Annotated in this window: 16 protein-coding genes, 1 tRNA gene and 1 pseudogene; 7 read left to right on the top strand and 11 right to left on the bottom strand. The window is 72.4% G+C overall.

Annotation, left to right across the window (positions count from 1 at the left end; all coding sequences use genetic code 11):
- Positions 1 to 97: 97 nt before the first annotated feature.
- The 4 genes from rlmB to IFY26_RS16090 all read right to left on the bottom strand — a co-directional run bounded on the left by rlmB (position 98) and on the right by IFY26_RS16090 (position 5,294).
- The gene (gene rlmB, locus IFY26_RS16105; protein ID WP_232550019.1) at positions 98 to 1,093 is read right to left on the bottom strand and encodes a 23S rRNA (guanosine(2251)-2'-O)-methyltransferase RlmB; all 996 of its coding nucleotides are present in this window, start codon (positions 1,091 to 1,093) and stop codon (positions 98 to 100) included.
- Positions 1,094 to 1,097: 4 nt separating this feature from the next.
- Positions 1,098 to 2,543 carry a cysteine--tRNA ligase gene (gene cysS, locus IFY26_RS16100; protein ID WP_416046588.1) on the bottom strand — a complete coding sequence of 482 codons (1,446 nt, stop codon included), beginning with the start codon at positions 2,541 to 2,543 and terminating at the stop codon, positions 1,098 to 1,100.
- A gap of 164 nt (positions 2,544 to 2,707) precedes the next feature.
- Complete coding sequence (locus IFY26_RS16095) at positions 2,708 to 4,087, bottom strand: DUF4032 domain-containing protein (protein ID WP_416046587.1); 1,380 nt, start codon at positions 4,085 to 4,087, stop codon at positions 2,708 to 2,710.
- Positions 4,088 to 4,196: 109 nt separating this feature from the next.
- Positions 4,197 to 5,294 (bottom strand): ABC transporter ATP-binding protein, encoded by a 1,098-nt coding sequence (locus IFY26_RS16090; protein WP_232550017.1) that lies wholly within the window; start codon positions 5,292 to 5,294, stop codon positions 4,197 to 4,199.
- Positions 5,295 to 5,481: 187 nt separating this feature from the next.
- Between IFY26_RS16090 and IFY26_RS16085 the strand changes: the two genes are divergently transcribed.
- The 4 genes and pseudogenes from IFY26_RS16085 to IFY26_RS16070 all read left to right on the top strand — a co-directional run.
- Positions 5,482 to 6,264 carry a DedA family protein gene (locus IFY26_RS16085; RefSeq protein WP_232550016.1) on the top strand — a complete coding sequence of 261 codons (783 nt, stop codon included), beginning with the start codon at positions 5,482 to 5,484 and terminating at the stop codon, positions 6,262 to 6,264.
- 89 nt (positions 6,265 to 6,353) lie between these two features.
- Positions 6,354 to 7,628 carry a sensor histidine kinase gene (locus IFY26_RS16080; protein ID WP_232550015.1) on the top strand — a complete coding sequence of 425 codons (1,275 nt, stop codon included), beginning with the start codon at positions 6,354 to 6,356 and terminating at the stop codon, positions 7,626 to 7,628.
- A 21-nt stretch (positions 7,629 to 7,649) separates the two neighbouring features.
- Complete coding sequence (locus tag IFY26_RS16075) at positions 7,650 to 8,312, top strand: response regulator transcription factor (protein WP_232550014.1); 663 nt, start codon at positions 7,650 to 7,652, stop codon at positions 8,310 to 8,312.
- Positions 8,313 to 8,442: 130 nt separating this feature from the next.
- Positions 8,443 to 8,547: pseudogene (locus tag IFY26_RS16070) on the top strand (PQ-loop domain-containing transporter); the annotation flags it as partial.
- Between the two features lie 488 nt (positions 8,548 to 9,035).
- Here IFY26_RS16070 and IFY26_RS16065 read toward each other — a convergent pair.
- The 5 genes from IFY26_RS16065 to manA form a co-directional block, all read right to left on the bottom strand.
- A complete protein-coding gene (locus IFY26_RS16065; protein ID WP_232550013.1) occupies positions 9,036 to 9,734 on the bottom strand; it encodes a class I SAM-dependent methyltransferase in 699 nt (232 codons plus the stop codon).
- Position 9,735: 1 nt separating this feature from the next.
- Positions 9,736 to 9,808 (bottom strand) — tRNA-Thr (locus tag IFY26_RS16060).
- Positions 9,799 to 10,359 (bottom strand): nucleoside/nucleotide kinase family protein, encoded by a 561-nt coding sequence (locus IFY26_RS16055; protein ID WP_232550012.1) that lies wholly within the window; start codon positions 10,357 to 10,359, stop codon positions 9,799 to 9,801. Before IFY26_RS16055 ends, IFY26_RS16060 begins: the two co-directional genes overlap by 10 nt.
- Positions 10,356 to 11,462: a DUF808 domain-containing protein gene (locus IFY26_RS16050; protein ID WP_232550011.1), complete on the bottom strand. Its 1,107-nt coding sequence runs from the start codon at positions 11,460 to 11,462 to the stop codon at positions 10,356 to 10,358. The genes IFY26_RS16055 and IFY26_RS16050 overlap by 4 nt, the downstream gene beginning before the upstream one ends.
- Before the next feature lie 42 nt (positions 11,463 to 11,504).
- A complete protein-coding gene (gene manA, locus IFY26_RS16045) occupies positions 11,505 to 12,710 on the bottom strand; it encodes a mannose-6-phosphate isomerase, class I (RefSeq protein ID WP_232550010.1) in 1,206 nt (401 codons plus the stop codon).
- Positions 12,711 to 12,877: 167 nt separating this feature from the next.
- Here manA and IFY26_RS16040 point away from each other — a divergent pair, with 167 nt between their 5' ends.
- Positions 12,878 to 13,168 (top strand): DUF3263 domain-containing protein, encoded by a 291-nt coding sequence (locus tag IFY26_RS16040; protein WP_232550009.1) that lies wholly within the window; start codon positions 12,878 to 12,880, stop codon positions 13,166 to 13,168.
- Here the strand turns inward: IFY26_RS16040 and IFY26_RS16035 are convergent.
- On the bottom strand, positions 13,146 to 13,613 hold the full coding sequence (locus IFY26_RS16035) for a hypothetical protein (protein ID WP_232550008.1): 468 nt from the start codon (positions 13,611 to 13,613) through the stop codon (positions 13,146 to 13,148). The genes IFY26_RS16040 and IFY26_RS16035 overlap by 23 nt on opposite strands.
- Positions 13,614 to 13,812: 199 nt before the next feature.
- Here IFY26_RS16035 and groL point away from each other — a divergent pair, with 199 nt between their 5' ends.
- Entirely contained in the window at positions 13,813 to 15,441 is a 1,629-nt protein-coding gene (gene groL, locus IFY26_RS16030) for a chaperonin GroEL (protein WP_232550007.1), read from the top strand.
- A gap of 409 nt (positions 15,442 to 15,850) precedes the next feature.
- Complete coding sequence (locus IFY26_RS16025) at positions 15,851 to 16,552, top strand: copper homeostasis protein CutC (protein WP_232550006.1); 702 nt, start codon at positions 15,851 to 15,853, stop codon at positions 16,550 to 16,552.
- Between the two features lie 2 nt (positions 16,553 to 16,554).
- Here the strand turns inward: IFY26_RS16025 and IFY26_RS16020 are convergent, their stop codons facing one another.
- On the bottom strand, positions 16,555 to 17,517 hold the full coding sequence (locus IFY26_RS16020; protein ID WP_232550005.1) for a cation diffusion facilitator family transporter: 963 nt from the start codon (positions 17,515 to 17,517) through the stop codon (positions 16,555 to 16,557).
- Between the last annotated feature and the right edge of the window lie 36 nt (positions 17,518 to 17,553).

Here is a 17,553-nt window from a genome sequence, read left to right as displayed (position 1 = left end):
CGCGGGGCGCGCCCCGTGGGGGCCGACACGCACACTGATGGCTCAAACTCCACCTTGCAAGGTGGAGTTTGAGCCAATAGTGAGCGTGTCGCGGGGCTCAGCCCCGGAAGCGGGCCAGCTCGTACAGCGCGATCGAGGCCGCCACGGAGGCGTTGAGGCTCTCGGTGTCGGCGCCGATCGGGATGGACGCGAGCACGTCGCAGTTCTCGCGCACCAGGCGGGCCAGCCCGTCGCCCTCGGAGCCAACCACGAGCAGCACCGGCCCGTCCGCTCCGGGGACGTCCGCGATGTCGATCTCGGCCTCGCCGGCCAGGCCCACCACCGTGAACCCCGCCTCGGCGTACTCGCGCAGCACCCGGTTGAGGTTGCCGGCCAGCGCGACCGGCACGCGCGCCGCGGCCCCGGCCGAGGCCTTCCACGCCGTCGCCGTCATGTGGGCCGAGCGGCGCTCCGGCACGATGACGCCCAGCGCGCCGAAGGCGGCAGAGGAGCGGATGATCGCGCCCAGGTTGCGCGGGTCGGTGATGGAGTCGCAGGCCACCACGATCGGGTCGTCGGTCTCCAGCGCCTCGGCCAGCAGGTCGCCGGGGTGGGCGTACTCGTACTCCGGCATCTGCAGGGCAACGCCCTGGTGCACGGCCCCGCCGGTCAGCCGGTCGAGCTCGCGGCGGGACGCCTGCAGCAGCGTCATCCCCTGCTCGGCCGCCAGCCGCAGGATCTCGGTGACCCGCGAATCGCGCTCGGTGCCCTCGGCGATGAACGCGCGGCGGATCGGCAGCCCGGCCTGCAGGGCCTCGTGGACGGGGTTGCGCCCGATGATCCACTCCGCGCCCGCACCCTTGGTGTTCTCTCGGACGCGCTGCTCCCCGGGCGGGGTGCGGCGCCCGCGCGGACGCTCGTCGGAGATGGGCGACTCGCTCGCCCTCCGTTTCCGATAGGCCTTGTGGTACGGACGATCCTCGGCCTTGGGGGTCGGCCCCTTGCCCTCCAACCCGCGGCGGACGCGTCCGCCCGACCCGGCGGTGCGGCCGGTGTTCCCGACGCCCTTGCCGCGCTTGCGGACGGCTCCCTTGCGCTGACTGTTGCCCGGCATCGGATCAGTTCCTCTCGAGGGACCAGCGGGCCCCGTCCTTGGTGTCGGTGACCTGCAGGCCGGCGGCCGCGAGGGCGTCGCGGATGGCGTCCGCGCTCGCCCAGTCCTTGCGGGCGCGCGCCTCGGCCCGTTGGTCGAGCAGGGTGCGGACGAGGGCGTCCACGACGCCGGTCAGGTCGTCGGCAGCGGACGCGGACGCCGCCGCCCACTCCGGGGCGTCCGGCGCGAGGCCGAAGACGGCCAGCATCGCGCGGACGTCGGCGTCCACCTCCGCGAGCGCGTCGGTGTCGCCGTCGGTGAGCGCCTGGTTGCCCTCGCGGACGGCGCCGAACAGCACGGCGAGCGCCCCGGGCGTGCCCAGGTCGTCGTCCATGGCGGCTGCGAACCGCGCCCAGCGATCGGTCGCGTCGCCGCCGGTCGCACCGACCCGGGGCGCGCGACCGGCGCCCAGCGTCTCTGCGGCGCGGGTGAGGAACGAGTCGATCCGCTCGAGCTGGGCCGACGCCTCGGCCAGGGACTCCTCGCTGAGTTCGATCGCGCTGCGGTAGTGCGGCCCGGCCAGGTACAGCCGGACGGCCCGGCCGCCGTGGCGGGCCACGGCCTCGTGCACGTCGGCGGTGTTGCCCAGGGACTTCGACATCTTCTCCCCGGCCATCGTCACCCACGCGTTGTGCATCCAGTAGGTGGCGAACGGACGCCCCGCCGCCTGGCTCTGCGCCATCTCGTTCTCGTGGTGGGGGAACCGCAGGTCGATGCCGCCGCCGTGGATGTCGAACGCCGGCCCGAGGTACTTGCCCGCCATCGCGGAGCACTCGATGTGCCAGCCCGGACGCCCCCGCCCCCACGGCGCGTCCCAGATCGCGGTCTCGGGCTCGCCGGGCTTGGCGCCCTTCCAGAGCGCGAAGTCGCGCGGATCCCTCTTGCCGCGGACGTCCACGTCGGCGTCCGGCTCCATCTCGGACGCCTTCTGACCCGACAGCGAGCCGTACGCCGGCCAGCTCGCCACGTCGAAGTAGACGTCGCCGGAACCGTCGGCGGGCGCGTAGGCGTGGCCCGCCTCGATGAGCTCGCCGATGAGGGCGATCATCTCGGGGATGTGCCCGGTGGCGCGCGGCTGGTAGGTGGCCGGGGCGTTGCCGAGCGCGGCCATCGCGGCGTGGAACTCGGCCTCGACGCGGTGCCCCAGCGCCCACCAGGGCTCACCGGCCTCCTCGGCGACGGCCAGGATCTTGTCGTCGATGTCGGTGACGTTCGCGACGAACGTCACGGCGTAGCCGGACGCCGTCAACCACCGGCGCAGGACGTCAAAGTTGACCTCCTTGCGCACGTGACCGAGGTGGGGGGCCTTCTGCACGGTCGGGCCACACGCGTAGATCGAGACCTCGCCCGGCACCAGGGGCCGGAACTCCGTCTTCGTCCGCGTGCGACTGTCGTACAGGTGGAAGCTCACGGCCCCATCGTATCGGTGCCCCGGAGACCCGTGTTTCACCCCACCACCGACCCCCCGCCGCGCATTTGGACCCGAGGAAATGGCGCCATGGCGCCATTTCCTCGGGTCCAAATGCCAGTCAGGGGGCGCCGCCGCCAGCCGTCGCGCCCCACGGGCGGGTGGGATCAGCCCTTCAGTTTGCGCAGCGCGTCGATGTCGAACACGGCGGGCAGGCTCTCGAAGTCCGGGTCGGACGCCGCGGCCTCCCACGGGTCGAACGGGGCCTCCTCCTCCTCCTCGTCGTCGGCGAACCCCTGGGACGGGTCGTAGGGGTTGAGCAGCGTCCGGGAGCCCGCGCCGACGAACTCGTTCGAGATCACCTCGTCGGGCAACACGGCGAGCACGTCGTGGATGTAGCCGTGCACCGCCTCCGTGAGCGGCACCTCACGCTGGGCGCGCTGGCTGGCGTACCACCGGTAGTCCAGCACCTCGTGGAAGATCTGGGCCTGCTCCCGCTTGCCCGTCAGCTCGGGCGGCACGGCGTGGACGACCGGCTGGAACGACTCGGTGAGCCAGCGGTGGGCGACGACCGACTCCTCGACGTGCCCCAGGCCGTAGCGCGCCCGATAGGTGTCCAGGTCGTTGAGCAGCCGCTGGGCCTGGTGCTCCTCGGTGTCGAGGCCGGTGAGCCGCAGCAGGCGTCGGCTGTGGTGGCCCGCGTCCACCACCTTGGGCTGGATCGTCACGCTCGAGCCGTCGCGGGCCGTGCGGATGTCCAGCTCCGCCACATCGAAGCCCAGCTGGTTGAGCCGGCGCACGCGCGACTCGATGCGAAACAACTCGTCGCCGGAGAACTCCTCGACACCCGTCAGCTCCCGCCACAGGGCGTGGTAGCGGCTCTCGATCTGCTGCACCAGCTCCAGCGGGTCGAGGCTCTCGTCGAGCAGCTTGCCGGCCTCCAGGTCGGAGAACTCGCCGAACAGGTTCACGATGGCGATGTCGAGGTCGTGGGCGCGCTGGCCGGTGGTGAGGACGTCGTGCATCTCTGCCGTTTCGGCGTCCACGAGGTAGGCGGCGAACTCACCCGCGTCGCGCCGGAACAAGATGTTGGACAGCGACACGTCCCCCCACAGGAAGCCGATCAGGTGCAGCCGGGCCAGGAGCACCACCATCGCGTCCAGCAGGCGCGACACCGTCTCGGGGCGGACCCCTGTGGAGAACAGCGACCGGTAGGGGAGCGAGAACTGCAGGTGCCGGGTGAGCAGGATCGGGTCGAGCGGCTGGCCGTCCGGACCCACCCGGTCCGTCACCACCGCCACGGGTTCGACGGCCGGCGCGCCCACCCGGTGCAGCTCCTGCAGGGTGCGGTACTCGTGCACCGCAGGGCTCTCCAGCACCTCCTTGGCGGCCAGCACACCGTCCCCCACCTGGATGAACCGCACCACGTGCCGCGAGATGCCGCGCGGCAGGGCGACGAGGTGCTCGGTCGGCCACGCCGCCAGGGGCACACTCCACGGCAGGGGGATGAGGCGGGCGTCCGGCTGGGCCGACAGGAAGCGAGGCACCTCCCCATTGTCGCACCGTGACCCGCGGCGAGGCATCAGCCTCAGGTGGCCACAACGAGCGGGGCCCGCGGCATGCGCCGCGGGCCCCGACCCGGTCAACGGGAGCGACTCAGGTGAGGCGATCGCCGGTGGCGTTGCTGAACACGTGCATCCGGTCGTAGTCCGGCTGCAGGCGCACGGTGTCGCGCTTGGTCAGCGGGTGGCGCGACTCCAGACGGGCGACGATCTGCGTCGCGATGAGCTTCTCGTCCTCCGCCAGGCCGGCGAGCGTGCCGTACAGGTACGAGTCCGCACCCAGCTCCTCGACCACGGCGACGTCGACGCCGATGCCCTGGCCGTCCTCACCGGTGGTGAAGTGCTCTGGGCGGATGCCGAGGGTCAGGTCGGTCTCCCCCTTGGCCTTGGCCAGCACCTCGCGGCGCACGGGCACCACGTAGTCGCCCACCTGGACGCCGTCGGCGGTCGCCCGGCCCGTGATCAGGTTCATGGCCGGGGAGCCGATGAAGCCCGCCACGAACAGGTTGTTCGGCGAGTCGTACAGGTTCAGCGGGCTGTCGACCTGCTGCAGGACGCCGTCCTTCATGACCGCCACGCGGTCACCCATCGTCATGGCCTCGACCTGGTCGTGGGTCACGTAGACGGTGGTGACGCCGAGGCGGCTCTGGAGAGCCGCGATCTGCGTGCGGGTGGAGACGCGCAGCTTGGCGTCCAGGTTGGACAGCGGCTCGTCCATGAGGAACACCGAGGGGTGACGCACGATGGCGCGGCCCATGGCGACGCGCTGACGCTGACCACCCGAGAGGGCCTTCGGCTTGCGGGAGAGGAAGGACTCCAGACCCAGCAGCTTGGCGGCCTCCATGACGCGCTGCTCGCGCTCGGCCTTCGGCACGTTCTGCATCTTCAGGGCGAAGCCCATGTTGTCGGCCACCGTCATGTGCGGGTAGAGCGCGTAGTTCTGGAACACCATCGCGATGTCCCGGTCCTTCGGCGGCAGGTCCGTGACGTCACGGTCCCCGATGAAGATGTTGCCGGCGTTGACCTCCTCCAGGCCCGCGAGCATGCGGAGCGAGGTCGACTTGCCACAACCCGACGGGCCGACGAGCACCATGAACTCGCCGTCGCCGATCTCCAGGTTGAGCTTGTTGACGGCCGGATGCTCCGACCCCGGGTAGACGCGCGTGGCGTCCCGGAATGAAACTGTGGCCATAGGGGCCACCCCCCTTTCCACGGGCAGGTACGTGCCCGACGATCCGTAGTGGAAGGGCCGCAACCGTTGCGACCCGCTTCCATTGAACCACCCTGTGCCGATTTGCGCACTGCTTCGCCACGGGTTGTCCGCGCCGAACCCTCCTGGCGCGGCGGTCCCACGGTGGCCCGCAGGTAGGCTCGCGGCCGTGACCCAGCCCGATCCCGACCGCGTCGACCGCGACCGCGTCCCCCCCGACCTCGCCGCCCCCGGTGGCGGCCCGGGCGAGGGCGACGGCGACGGCGAGCAGGAGTGGTGGGCCGACCCGTCGATGCCGTGGCAGACCAAGCCGACCCGCGCCGACCTCGCCTGCCTCGTGGCGATGAGCGTGCTGGGGCTGTACTCCCTGGCGATGATTCCGCTGCGGCCCGTGCTGCTCACGTCCGCGCCCTTCCTGCTGGCCGGCCTCGGCTATGGCGCCGGGCTGGCCTACGTGGGAGCGCTGGCCGCGACGGGCAGCCCGTGGTGGCCGCTGGTCTGGGTCACGGGGACGCTCTTCTCGCTCGCGATCGCGTCGGTCTACTACTGGGCCGGGCGGCTGTGGGGCCGGCGCATCGTGGACGTGTGGTCATCAGCCAAGTCGCCGCGCACCCAGCGCCGGTGGGACAGGGCGTGGGACGTCACGCACCGGTTCGCCATCCCGGCCACCCTCGTGTCGTTCCTGCCGCTGCCCCTCCCCATGAACATCATCCTCGTCGCGGTCGGCGCGGCCGGCGTCCGGTTTCGGACGTTCGCGCCGGTGGCGGCCTTCGGCGCGCTGGCCGTGAAGGGAGGCTGGCTCGCGCTGGGGTACTGGATCGGTGAGCCCGCCGTCACCGTCGTCGAGACCTACGCCTGGGTGCTGTGGATCATCTCGGTGGTGCTGCTGGTCGCCATGCTCGTCAGCTACTTCTGGCGGCAGCGCACCCAGGGGGCCGGGCCGGCCTCCTGACCCGCGCACCACGCGTTCTCGACCAAAGTCGCGCCCGCCGCGACCTGCGGCGGCGGACGCCGGCGCCGCGGCTCCCTAGGCTGGTCGGCGTGACCCCCGCCGCCGCCCGCACGCCCGCCCGCCGGGCCCGCGCGACGTGGCTGGCGATGTTCGAGCCCGAGCGGTACCCGCCCCCGCGCCTGTCGGGGGCGTCGTTGGCGTGGCGGTACCTGCTCTGCCTGGCGTGGTTCGCGCTGACCGCGCTGGCCTACGCGCTCGCCCATCAGGTGGGCACGGGCACCGGGGATGCGGCCGCCCCGATCCCGGCCGAGGGTGAGCTGGCCGACCTGCGCCTCCCGGCGGTCGTCATGGCGCTCGACGGCGTCCTCGGCGTCGTCAGCCTGGCCATCATCCACCTGCGGCGCCGCTTCCCCCTCGCGATCTGCCTCGTCATCCACGGGTTCATGCTGATCTCCGCCACCAGCGCCCCGGTGGGCGGGTGGGCGCTCATCTCCCTCGCCTCACGGCGCCAACTGCCGCGCACGCTGATCGCCCTCGGCGTCGGACTGGCGGTCGCGTTGGGCTCGTACCTGTGGCCGTGGTCGGCCGCCCTCAGCGCGCCGGTGATCGTGGCGGCGTTCGTCGGTCAGGCCCTGTTCGCGCTGCTCGGCGCGTACCTCGGCGTCCGCCGCGACCGGCAGGCGTCCTTCCACGCACGGGTCGAACAGGCCGACCGCGACCGCGAGTTCGCCGTCCTCGCCGAGCGCAACCGCATCGCCCGCGAGATGCACGACGTGCTCGCCCACCGCATCTCGCTGGTCTCCATGCACGCGGGCGCCCTCGCCTACCGCACCGATCTGCCGCCCGAACAGACCCAGGAGATCGCCCGGGTCATCCAGGAGAACGCCCACGCCTCGCTCACCGAGCTGCGCAGCGTGCTCTCGACGCTGCGCGAGGGGCCGAGCCTGCCCGGCGACGCGGCCCAGCCGGTCGCCCCCCAGCCCACCCTGGGCGACCTGCCCGGCCTGCTGGCGGACGCCCGCGCCCTCGGCCAGGTCGTCGACCTGCGGGGCACGCTCGCTCCCGGCCTGCCGCTCGTGCAGCAGCGCCACCTGTTCCGCATCGCGCAGGAGGCGCTCACCAACGCCCGCAAGCACGCCCCCCGGGCGCGCGTCGCGATGCTGCTGGAGGGCGCCCCGGCCAGCGGCGTCCACCTCCGGGTCACCAACGACGTGACCCAGGTGGGCGGTGGCGTCCCGGGGGCCGCCCTGGGGCTCGTGGGCGTCACGGAGCGGGTGCAGATGCTGGGCGGACGCGTCGACGCCGGCGTCCACGAAGGACGGTTCGTGCTCGACGCATGGCTGCCCTGGGACCATCGACGCTGAGACACCACACCAGGAGGAACCGTGACCGACACCATCCGCATCGTGCTCGTCGACGACGACCCGCTCGTCCGCGCCGGGCTCCGGCTGATCCTGGGGGGCGCGCCGTCGCTCAGCGTCGTCGAGGAGGCCAGTGACGGCCAGGCAGCCCTGGAAGTGGTGGCCCGGCAGCGGCCCGACGTCGTCCTCATGGACATCCGGATGCCGCGTCTGGACGGCCTAGCCGCCACCGCCGAGATCCTCGCGCGCCCGGATGCGCCCCGCGTCATCGTGCTGACGACGTTCGACTCCGACGACATGGTGTTGCGGGCCCTGCAGGCCGGCGCGTCCGGGTTCCTGCTGAAGGACACTCCGCCGGACCAGATGGTCGCGGCCATCGTCGCGGTGGACGCCGGCGAGACGATCCTGTCGCCGAGCGTGGTCGCCCAGGTCGTCGCCGTCGCCACCCGGGCGGCGGGGGACACCCGGGGTGACGAGGCCCGCGCCCAGCTCGCCCAGCTGACCGAACGGGAGCGGGAGGTGGCCGTCGCGATCGGCCAGGGCAAGGCGAACGCCGACATCGCCGCCGAGCTGTACATGAGCGTGGCGACGGTGAAGGCGTACGTGACGCGCATCTTCTACAAGCTCGGTGTGGACAACCGCGTCCAGGTCGCGATCCGCGTCCACGACGCCGGCCTGGCCCAGTGAAGACCCACCGGTGAGGCCCCGCCCGGCACGGGTTTCCGTGGCAGCGGAAGGCAACCGGTTGGTGTGCACCGCGCGGGGGCCTCACACTGGGAGATGACCCCTCCCGCCCCTTCTTCGAAGCGAGTCACGCATGGACTGGACCCTCCTCGTCGGCTGGATCGCCACCGTCACCGGCGTGATCCTCGGCATCCCCCAGGCGTGGCGCATCGGGCGCACCCGCGAGGTGGAGGGCGTCTCGGTGTGGACGTGGCAGACCATCCTCGGCATCAACCTGGCGTGGGGCATCCACGGCCTCCGGACGGGTCAGGCGAACCTCATTGTGGTGAACGTCCTCAGCATCGCGGTCACGCTCACCATCCTGGTCCTGCTGGCCCGGGGCAACCGGCGCTCGGTCGCGGCGGTGCTGGCGCCCGGCCTGGCGATGGGTCTCGCGATGGTGGCCGTCGCCGTGCTGCTGGGCAGCGAGGCGTTCGGGCTGGTCGCGATCATCCCGGGCGTGTGGGGCCTGGTGACCCAGGGCATGGAGCTCGTGCGGGCCCCCAGCGTGGAGGGCGTCTCGGGGTTCTTCCTGGTGCTGGCCAGCGTCAACTTCGCCCTGTGGGGCACCTGGGGCTTCCTGGTCGGCGATCCGGCTCCCGTCATCACCAACGGTGTCGTGACGGTGGTCTCGCTGGTGAACCTGGCGCTCTACCTGAGCCGTGTGGTGCGTGAGCGCGGTGCGGCTCAGCCGGCGTCCGCCCCCGCGGGTGCGGTGGCCGGCGCCGACGCGGTCAGCACCGCCACGAGGAACTCCGACGAGGCCGAGAAGGGTCGCAGGTCCCACGTGGACCAGCGCTGCTCGACGGCGAGCCCCGCTGCCGCGGCGTCCGCCTCGAAGTCTGCCTGCGCGTAGCCCCGCGCGAGGCCGAAACCGACGACGGCGCGACCGCCCTCGGCCAGCCAGCCGGCGAAGCGGGCCAGCACCGGGCGGCGCGTGCCGGGGTGGAGGAACGTCAGGACGTTCCCCGCGCACAGGATGAGGTCGAACCGCTGCGGCCCCTCGGCCGGCAGCTCGACGGCGGCGAGGTCGCCCACCACGTAGGTCGGGCCGGGGTCGTCGGCCTCGGCGGCCTCGAGGAGGATCGGGTCGAGGTCGACGCCCACCACCGTGTGCCCCGCGCGGTGGAGGTGGCCGGCGTGACGGCCGGGTCCGCAGCCGGCGTCCAGGATGGTGGCCCCGCGCGGCGCCATGGCGTCGACGAGGCGGGCCTCGCCCACCAGGTCGGCGCCGGACGCCGCCAGCGCCCGGAAGCGCTCGACGTACCAGCGCGAGTGGTCGGGGTTGGCCGCGGTGGCGTCGGCCCAGCGGCTGCGCAGCCCGCCCGCGACGGCGGCGGCGGCGCGGACGCCGAGGGAGGTCGGGGCGATTGAGCGTGGATCCACGAGCCTCCGACAGGATTCGAACCCGCGACCATCCGCTTACAAGGCGGGCGCTCTACCAACTGAGCTACGGAGGCGTGACCCGGAAGGGTCCGCGGACCATTGTGTCACGGGTGCAGATCCAGTCCGCCAGCGCGCGGGGCCGGTGCTCGCGCCAGTGGGCGCGCTCCTGGGCGGCCCAGATCGCCCAGTGGGCCGCGAAGGTCTCGCCGTCCCGGCCGAGGGCGCGGGCGCGCCGCAGCGCCGGGGGCGCGCTGACCCACAGCCCGCCGGTGGCCAGCGCCCGGTTGGCCGGGGTGAGGGTGCCACAGCCCTCGACGATCAGGGCCTCCGCCGGGTCGAGGTCGACCCAGCCGGCAGCCCGGCCCCGCTCCCAGTCCCACCGCTCGAAGCCCGGACGCCGCGGGTGCAGGATGTCGCGCGCCACGGCGTCCGAGCCGGCGCGCAGACCCTCCCAGCCCGGGTAGATGTCGTCGAGACTGACGAGCCGTACCGGGCCGGGCCAGTCGTCGGCGAGCGCGCGGGCGAGGCTCGTCTTGCCGGCGCCCGAACCCCCGTCGATGAGCACGACCGGGCGCGCGGGCGCCGCAAGGGCGTCCCGGACGCGGGCCCAGCCGGCGGGTCTCACGGGTGCCCGGTACCGTCGGGATGCGCCGCGCCGTTGGGGTGGCCCGCGCCGTCGGCCAGGTCGGACGCCGTGGGGTGCGGGTCGGCGGCGTGCGTGCCGCCCCGGCGGGGGATGAGGTGCATCACGGCGACGATGACGGCACCCACCGCGAGGCCGGCGAGGAACGAGAAGAAGGTGTTGGTGAGCCAGCCGAGGAAGCCGCCCAGGGCGCCGGTCGCGTGCGCGACCTGCTCCTCGAGGTGGTGCACGAAGCCGTACGGGGCATGCCAGCCGAGCTCGTCGACGCCCACGAGCAGGATGTGACCGCCCACCCAGAGCATGGCGATCATGCCGATCCAGGACAGCGCGGTCAGCACGATCGGCATCCCCTTCACGAGGCCGTCACCGAGGCGTCGCCCGAAGCCACGGCCGTTCTCGATGAGGTGCAGGCCGATGTCGTCCATCTTCACGATGAGCGCCACGACGCCGTAGACGCCGATGGTGATCGCGATGCCGACGACGACGAGGATGATGAGTCGGGACCAGAAGGTCTCGTCGGCGACCTCGTTGAGGGCGATCACCATGATCTCGGCCGACAGGATGAAGTCGGTGCGGATGGCGGAGGCCACCATCGTCTTCTCGTGGTCGCCACCCTGGAGGGGGGCCGGCGTCACGGGGGCGTGCTTGTCGTGCCCGGAGACCTTCTCCCACAACTTCTCGGCGCCCTCGAAGCAGAGGTAGGTGCCACCCACCATGAGCAGCGGGGTGAGCACCCAGGGAGCCCACTGGCTGAGCGCGAGGGCGAGGGGGAGGATGAACAGCAGCTTGTTGCGCAGCGATCCTACGGCGATCTTCTGGATCATCGGCAGCTCGCGGGCGGGGTTGAAACCGGTCACGTAGCGCGGCGTCACGGCGGCGTCGTCGACCACCACTCCTGCGGCCTTGGCGCTGGCGCGGCCCGCTGCGGCGGCCACATCGTCCACGGACGCCGCGGCCAGGCGCGCCATCGCGGCGATGTCGTCCAGAAGGGCTGCCAGTCCGCCGGCCATCGGTGTCCCCGTTTCGTCCGTGCCCCCGCCGGGGCTCACTCCGCCGACGTCGTCGGCCCGCAGGTAGTCTGCCACGCCCGGCTCCGAGGGGCCGTGACCCACCCGGCGCCCGGGGCGTCAGCTCGCGGGACGCGCCGTGGCCAGACCGGGAGCGGAGAGGAACACCTGGGCGTCCCCGCGGAGCGTCACGTCGGCGTCCGCCGCGCCGAGGAAGGCCGCCTCGCCGCGGGCCAGGGTGAGGTCGCCGGCGGCGGAGGAGAGGTGGGCGTCCCCCCGCGTGACCAACGCGATGCGCGCGTGACCGTCGGCCGGGACGCGCAGCGAACGCCCGGAGGTCGCCTCGAGGCGCCACACGTCGAACTCGTCACAGTGCGTGGGGTAGTCGAAGACGCCGGGGGCGGTCTCGTCGCCGTGGAGCACCTCGGGGGTGCACCAGGCGAAGTCCACCACGCGCACGAGCTCGTCGACGGCGATGTGCTTGCTCGTGAGCCCGCCGCGCAAGACGTTGTCGGACGACGCCATGACCTCGATGCCCGTGCCGGCCAGGTGGGCGTGCATCACGCCGGCGGGCACGTACACCGCTTCGCCCGGTGCCAGGATCAGCCGGTTCATCAACAGGGCGGCGAGGATGCCGCGGTCGGTGCCGAAGACGGCCTCCAGCTCCACGGCGGTGCGGGCGAGATCACCCACGGGGCCCTCGTCGCGGGCGTGTTCGCGGGCGCAGGCCAGCACGTCGGTGACGATGCCCATGCGGTCACCCTCGATCGTGAGGACGTCGAGGAAGACCTCCTGCAGCGCCGCCTCGCCGCCGCGCGCGTTGAGCGGGCCGAGCAGCCGCAGGGTGTCGGCGCCGACGCCGAGCTGGTGGAACAGGTGCCAGGTGAGCAGCGGGCTGCGGAAGCCGAACAGGGTGTGGAACGGCTCCAGCGCCACGAGGATCTCCGGCTTGGGCCAGTCGTCGCGGTAGGTCCGGTGGGGGTCGTCCCGGGCGATGCCGGCGGCCTCCTCGGCGGCGAAGCCGCGCTCGGCCTCGTCGCGCGACGGGTGCGCCTGCAGCGAGAGGGCGTGGCGCGCCGAGAGGATCTTCATGAGGAACGGCAGCTGCGGTCCGAACGCGGCCTGCGAGGCCTCGCCGAGCGCGGACGGGTCGGCTGCCAGGGCGGCGTCCAACGTCGTGTCGCCCAGCCGCGCCGGAGCCGAGGGGTGGGCGCCGAGCCACAGCTCGGCCAGCGGCTGGCCGTCGGGCTCCTTCCCCAGGATGCCGGCGATGGCGTCGTAGGTGCCCCAGGGGTAGCGGATGAGCGTGCCCTCCAGGAACTGCATGCTGCCTCCGGCGTTGGATGGGGTGACGGACCCACCCATTGAACCTGCGGAGCCCCACGCGGGCAACCGCCCGCGCGGGTGACTCGGCGCCTTCGGTGAGGCGTCAACCGATCGATGGGGGAGAGCCAGTGAATGACAGCCGTGTGATTCGCCGGTACGCTGACGCCATGTCCGATGCCTTGCAGAGCAGCCCCACCGCTGGCGGCCTCACCAAGCTGGAGGCCGGCATCCTCGACTTCGAGGACGCCTGGTGGGCGGCCGACGGCACCAAGGACGCCGAGATCCACGCACGGTTCGGGCTCACCCCGCCGCGCTACTACCAGATCCTCAACGCGCTGCTCGATCGAGAGGACGCGCTGGCCCACAAGCCCCTGCTGGTGCGCCGCCTGGCCCGCCTGCGGGCGTCCCGGCAGCAGAGCCGCTCGGCGCGGCACCTCACGGTGCGCGTCGGCGGCTGAACTTCCGGGCGCGGACGCGTCCCGTCGGCTGGCCCGTGACCGGGTGGACGTAGCCGCCGGCCACCAGGCCCGCATGGCGCTCCAGCGGGTTGCGCAGCGCCGGGTTGCCTGTCCGCAGCCACGACCAGCCGGACGCCAGCGCGTAGGTCGGGAAGAACCAGACCCCGCCCACCGCGTACTGCCACGCGTGGCGTCCCTCGTGGCCCCACGTGCCGGGCACGCGCGCCTCCAGGGTCGCGATGTCGGACGCCGTGGCCACCACGTTGCCCACCGTGAAGGCCCCGGCCAGCGGGTACCGCAGCCGGTAGCCCTCGGCGACGATGATGCCCTCGGGCCCGCGACGCAGCCGGGCGCGGCCCGTGAGCGCCACCGCGAGCCCGAGCGGCGTGGTGAGGTTGAGCCAGTTCGCCGCGGCGCGGACGCGGTGGGTGGCGGTCATGGGCATGGGCCCATGGTGGGGGATGGGTCCGGATCGCTCAAGCAGCGGTCGGATCGTTTGCACTCGCCTGCATCGAGTGCTAAACATGGATTGGCACTCGACTGTGTTGAGTGCTACCCGTCCGGTGCGGTGAGACCTGCCGATCAGGTCGTCCGTCGCGGGCACCGATCCGGGCGAACCCAGACATCCGAAAGGATTGCCGACAGTGGCAAAGCTGATTGAATTCAACGTGGACGCGCGCCGCGGCCTCGAGCGGGGCATGAACACCCTCGCCGACGCGGTCAAGGTCACGCTCGGCCCCAAGGGCCGCAACGTCGTGCTTGAGAAGAAGTGGGGCGCCCCCACCATCACCAACGACGGCGTGTCGATCGCCAAGGAGATCGAGCTCGAGGATCCCTTCGAGAAGATCGGTGCCGAGCTCGTCAAGGAGGTCGCCAAGAAGACCGACGACGTCGCGGGCGACGGCACCACCACCGCCACGGTCATCGCCCAGGCGATGGTGCGTGAGGGTCTGCGCAACGTCACCGCCGGTGCCAACCCGATGAGCCTCAAGCGGGGCATCGAGAAGGCCGTCGCGGCGATTTCGGAGGAGCTCGCGCAGCAGAGCAAGCCGGTCGACACCAAGGACCAGATCGCGCAGACGGCGTCCATCAGCGCCGCCGACAGCAACGTGGGCGAGATCATCGCCGAGGCGATGGACAAGGTCGGCAAGGAGGGCGTGATCACGGTCGAGGAGTCCAACACCTTCGGCCTCGACCTCGAGCTGACCGAGGGCATGCGCTTCGACAAGGGCTACATCTCCCCGTACTTCGTCACCGACACCGAGCGCATGGAGGCCGTCCTCGACGACCCCTACATCCTCATCGTCAACAGCAAGGTCTCCTCGCTGAAGGACCTGCTGCCGGTGCTCGAGAAGGTCATGCAGGCGGGCAAGCCCCTGCTGGTCATCGCCGAGGACACCGACGGCGAGGCCCTCGCCGGCCTGATCGTGAACAAGATCCGGGGCACCTTCCGCTCCGTCGCCGTCAAGGCGCCGGGCTTCGGTGACCGCCGCAAGGCCATGCTGGGCGACATCGCGATCCTCACCGGCGGCCAGGTCATCTCCGAGGAGGTCGGCCTCAAGCTGGACGCCGTCACCCTCGAGCTGCTCGGCCGGGCGCGTTCCGTCCGCGTCACCAAGGACGAGACGACCATCGTTGACGGCGGGGGCGACTCCGACCAGATCGAGGGCCGCGTGGCCCAGATCCGTCGCGAGATCGAGAACTCCGACTCCGACTACGACCGCGAGAAGCTCCAGGAGCGCCTCGCCAAGCTGGCCGGCGGCGTGGCCGTCATCAAGGTCGGCGCGGCCACCGAGGTCGAGCTCAAGGAGCGCAAGCACCGCATCGAGGACGCCGTGCGCAACGCCAAGGCGGCCGTCGAGGAGGGCATCCTCGCCGGTGGCGGCGTCGCGCTGCTCCAGGCCGCTGCTGCGGCCAAGGGCAAGGTCGAGCTGACCGGTGACGAGGCCGTGGGTGCGCAGATCGTGTTCACCGCGTCCAGCGCTCCGCTGAAGCAGATCGCCGAGAACGCCGGCCTCGAGGGCGGCGTCGTGGCGGAGAAGGTCGCCGGTCTCGAGCCGGGCAAGGGCCTCAATGCCGCGTCCGGTGAGTACGTCGACATGCTCGAGGCGGGCATCCCCGACCCGACGAAGGTGACGCGCTCGGCGCTGCAGAACGCGGCGTCCATCGCGGCGCTGTTCCTCACCACCGAGGCCGTGATCGCCGACAAGCCGGAGAAGGCCCCGGCCATGCCGGCCGGTGGCGGCGACGAGATGGGCGGCATGGGCTTCTGAGCCCGAGGCACCGACAGCACCACACACCCCAGCCCGAGGGCGTCCCGCACACGCGGGGCGCCCTCGGTGCTGGGCGGGGCGCGTGCCCGGCAGCTGGTGGTGCGGGGAGGTGTTGGTGCGGGCGGCGGGCCCCCCGAAGTGGCTTTTGGACCCGAGGAAATGGCGCCATGGCGCCATTTCCTCGGGTCCAAACGCCCCCGGGGAGCGCTTGAGTCGCACGTGGCGCAGCTTGAACCCACGTGGCGCACGGGGACTCCACGTGGCGCAGCGCAGCTCACGTGGCGGCCCGCCGAAGGCCCGCCACGTGAGCTCCACTGAGCCACGTGATCGCTCGCCGCGCCAGGTGTCGCCGGAGTGCGCCACGTGTGCCGCGCACCCCCGGGCCGTGCCACCTGACATCATGGGGCCCATGAGCGGGCTGCTGGAGGTGCGGATCCTGGGCGCCCACGACGCCGCCCCGGCCGAGGCGGGCGGGGCCGACCGGCTGGAGCTGGTGACCCTCGACGGCGAGGAGGCACTATCGCCCGAGCCGCGCGAGATGGCCGCGGTGCGGTCGCGGACGACGCTGCCGGTGCGCCCCGTCCTCCGGCTGCGGGAGGGGTTCTCGACCGACGGCGGCGAGGCCGTCCGGCTGCGCGGGCTGATCTCCGCCTACCGGGACGCCGGCGCCGACGGCTTCGTGCTCGGCTTCGTCAACGGGCTCGGGGAGGTCGACGTCGAGGTGCTCGGCACCCTGCTCGAGGACACCCCGGGCCCCTGGACCTTCTCTCGCGCCGTCGACTCCTGCTTGTCCACCGACGACGCCTGGGACGTCCTGCGCCGCCTCCCCGGGCTCGACTCGGTGCGCACGGCGGGCTCGGCCCGCTCGCTGGAACACGGCTTGGACGACCTCGTCCGGCGCGCCTCGGCGGACGCCGCCGTGGCCGCCCTCGTCGTCGCCGACGGCGACCTCCACCCCGACCATGTGCCCTGGCTGGCGCGCGCGGGCGTCCGGCAGTTCCACGTGGACGACCAGGTGCGCCCCGGCGGTTCCCGCAAGGCGTGGGCCGACGAGGCGCTCGTCGGGTCTTGGCGTCGGCTCATCGACACCGAGGTCACCCACGCCCGCTGATCTCAGATGCTCGGGTGATCCGGATCGGTCGGCCCGGCTGCAGTCGGCAGGTCGGACGGCCCGGGTTCCAGGTGGACCACGGTGACCGTCTCGGGCAGGGCGCGGGCGACGGCCAGCTCGATCTCGTCGGCGAGGTCGTGGCTGCGCTGCACGGTCCAGTGACCGGGCACGACCGCGGTCACCTGCACGAAGCGCTGGCGTCCCGACTCGCGGGTGAGCAGCTCGGTGACGATGACGCGGGGGTCGTCGGCCATCGCCTCGTCGAGGCTGGTGCGGATGATCGCCACCTCCTCGGCGGGGAGGGCGGCGTCCAACAGCCCCACCGTGGAGCGACGCAGCAGGCGTGATCCGGTGAGCAGGATGTTGAGCCCGACGACGAGCGCGACGAGAGGATCCACCCAGTGCCAACCGGTCAGCAGCAGCAGCCCCATCCCCACGAGGACGCCGACCGACGTCCACACGTCGGTGAGCAGGTGGTGCCCGTCCGCCTCAAGGGTGAGGGAGCGATGGGCCTTGCCCTGGCGCACCAGCACGAGCCCCACCACGAGGTTCAGCACCGAGGCGCCCAGCGACAGCAGCAGGCCGATGCCGAGGGATTCCACCGGTTGGGGGTCGATGAAGCGGCCGATGGCGGTGGCGATGATGGCGGCCGCAGCGACGAAGATCAGCGCCCCCTCGACCAGAGCGCTCATGTATTCGGCCTTGCCGTGGCCGAAGTCGTGGTTGTGGTCGGCGGGTTTGTCCGAGAGCCGCAGCGCCCAGATGGCGACGGCCGCTGCGACCAGGTTCACCGTCGACTCCAGCGCATCGGACAGCAGGCCCACCGAGCCGGTCAGCAGCGCCGCCACGCCCTTGATGACCACGGTGGCGACCGCGGTGGCGAGCGACAGGTACAGGAACCGCAGCAGGAACGCCCCGCCCACCGGGGTCGCCGGGAGCGGTTGGGCGGACGCGGCGTGTGCCATGGGGAAGGTCCTTTCACTCGGGCCCGACAAGGGTAC

The sequence above is a fragment of the Propioniciclava soli genome (genome assembly GCF_014858005.1).
GTDB classification, from domain to species: Bacteria; Actinomycetota; Actinomycetes; order Propionibacteriales; family Propionibacteriaceae; genus Propioniciclava; species Propioniciclava soli.
This window is presented reverse-complemented; position numbering and strand designations above follow the sequence as displayed.

Excerpts from the sequence above, each read along its gene's own strand:
- rlmB (WP_232550019.1), bottom strand. The coding sequence starts at position 1,093 with ATGCCGGGCAACAGTCAGCGCAAGGGAGCCGTCCGCAAGCGCGGCAAG.
- IFY26_RS16090 (WP_232550017.1), bottom strand. The coding sequence starts at position 5,294 with ATGGCCACAGTTTCATTCCGGGACGCCACGCGCGTCTACCCGGGGTCG.
- manA (WP_232550010.1), bottom strand. The coding sequence starts at position 12,710 with ATGCAGTTCCTGGAGGGCACGCTCATCCGCTACCCCTGGGGCACCTAC.
- IFY26_RS16040 (WP_232550009.1), top strand. The coding sequence starts at position 12,878 with ATGTCCGATGCCTTGCAGAGCAGCCCCACCGCTGGCGGCCTCACCAAG.
- IFY26_RS16035 (WP_232550008.1), bottom strand. The coding sequence starts at position 13,613 with ATGCCCATGACCGCCACCCACCGCGTCCGCGCCGCGGCGAACTGGCTC.
- IFY26_RS16025 (WP_232550006.1), top strand. The coding sequence starts at position 15,851 with ATGAGCGGGCTGCTGGAGGTGCGGATCCTGGGCGCCCACGACGCCGCC.
- IFY26_RS16020 (WP_232550005.1), bottom strand. The coding sequence starts at position 17,517 with ATGGCACACGCCGCGTCCGCCCAACCGCTCCCGGCGACCCCGGTGGGC.